Consider the following 1,799-nt stretch of genomic DNA (forward strand, 5'->3'; position numbering starts at 1 on the left):
CCAGCGACCAGCGTCAATAGCCAACGGAAATCGACAAAGTGCTTGTTATCGCAGCTATGCCAACATGAAGAAGCGTATGGACAAGGCATGCGCTCAACGCCTGCGACAGCAGTTGGCGAATGCGGAAGGCAAATTGCAAGTACTAACAATTCTTGCGTTGTTTGAGTAGGATGGGTCACTGCATATGCATAAGAACCTAATGAGCCGTGGGGTGAAAAGATGAAAAATGGATTGTTGCTGCTTCTTCTGTTTCTTGTGTGTTTATCGAAAGGTGCAATTGCTGTTGAATATCGCCCTCAGTTTTCAGAGTTCATATTGACCTACCCTGCACAGCCAGAACTCAAATCAGTTAAGCAAAATATCGATGGGGTTAATGTCCCTGTGGATATGATCGTCGCGGACTTCGTAGCGAAAGATGGGTATTTAAAGGCTGAATTTATTCCAGTTAAAGATCCCAATTATTTGCAAAGCATGACAAGAGAAGCTGCAATGCAAACACTGGAGAATTATGCTCGATCCTACGCAATTAGAAATGCCGCTTTTTCCGCTTCTCAGAGAGGCGCTATGTGGGTTGCCGAAGCAAAAGGGTTGTGGGAGAAATCTGTTGGTGGAAAAAAATTAACTGTTGTTTACAAGATGACCGCGTATTACGGCAGAAAATCCATTTTGATTCAACACGCCCTTGCAGATGTGAAGGATTATCCTACTCAGGCAGTAATGAATTTTCTTAACGTCCGTTTTGATTCACGGTAACGCTGGCTTATTTTCCTCTACTGTGGGCCTTTGTTGGCTCTTGGCATGTCGCTCAATTCCCACTGATTCGTTGCACACATTGACATTCTAGGGATGTCATCAATCTTAGAGAATGCCCCCTGAAGCATTAGAGTAAAGGAGGATAGGAAATCCAACGTGCCTTCGGGGAGTAAGGTTGACGCCGGGTGCAGTAGTCAATCGCCGAGTTCGGGCCGGCATGCGTCAGGATTCGCAGCCCTCCCCAGAGTGCCACCCCAAGCACTGTAATTGAGTCCAACTCGTGTCTAATACCATACATGTTGGTGCAAATTGGCGCGCCTGCATCTCACACAAACGAGGACTACCCTTGCCAGCCAGTCTGTTTTGCCCGACCATGACATCTTTGATCGCACATGCTGTTAAGCGCTTCTTCCCGCCATGTCCCCTCCGATTCGCCGTGTTCTGATTGCTCTGACCGTTGTCGCCGTCATCGCTGCCGCCTTCTGGTGGTTCAGCCGGCCGAAGCCGATTGTCGTGGTCGTCAGCGAGATTGAGCGCGGGAAGGTCGAGTCGAGTATCGCCAACACGCGCGCCGGTACGGTCGAAGCCTGCCAGCGCACCAAACTGTCGCCGATCATGGGTGGGCGCATCGAGGTTCTGGCGGTGAAGGAAGGCGACCGGGTCAAGAAGGGCCAGTTGCTGATGAAGTTGTGGAACGACGATCAGCAGGCGCAGAGCACGCTGGCGATGGCTCAGGTGACTACCGCGCGGCAACGCGTGAATGAAGCGTGTGCCCAGGCCAGAAATGCCGAGCGGGAAGCCGAAAGGCAAACTTCCTTGCGCGAGCGGGGCTTTGTCTCCAGTTCGCGAGAGGATTCGGCGCGCACCGAGGCGCAAGCCAAACGTGCCGGATGCGAGGGGGCAAGGGCCGACGTTGCGCAATTCCAGGCGAAAGTGAATGCGACCCGGGTCGAGCAGGGACGAACCGTACTCTATGCACCCTTTGATGGCACCATCGCCAAGATCGTCGGCGAGGTTGGCGAGTATTCGACGCCGTCGCCTCCGGG

General features: G+C 52.5%; 2 protein-coding genes. Both read left to right on the top strand.

All coding sequences use genetic code 11. The features are described from left to right. The first annotated feature begins 219 nt into the window (after positions 1-219). Complete coding sequence (locus PROAA_RS10115; RefSeq protein WP_186411223.1) at positions 220-753, top strand: hypothetical protein; 534 nt, start codon at positions 220-222, stop codon at positions 751-753. 417 nt (positions 754-1,170) lie between these two features. Further along, a partial coding sequence (locus PROAA_RS10120; RefSeq protein ID WP_186411224.1) for an efflux RND transporter periplasmic adaptor subunit occupies positions 1,171-1,799 on the top strand: 629 nt, incomplete at its 3' end.

Origin of the sequence: Candidatus Propionivibrio aalborgensis, assembly GCF_900089945.1 — a bacterium.
GTDB lineage: Bacteria > Pseudomonadota > Gammaproteobacteria > Burkholderiales > Rhodocyclaceae > Propionivibrio > Propionivibrio aalborgensis.

What these genes read in the sequence shown, in the direction of transcription:
- PROAA_RS10115 (WP_186411223.1), top strand. Translation starts at nt 220, where the DNA reads ATGAAAAATGGATTGTTGCTGCTTCTTCTGTTTCTTGTGTGTTTATCG.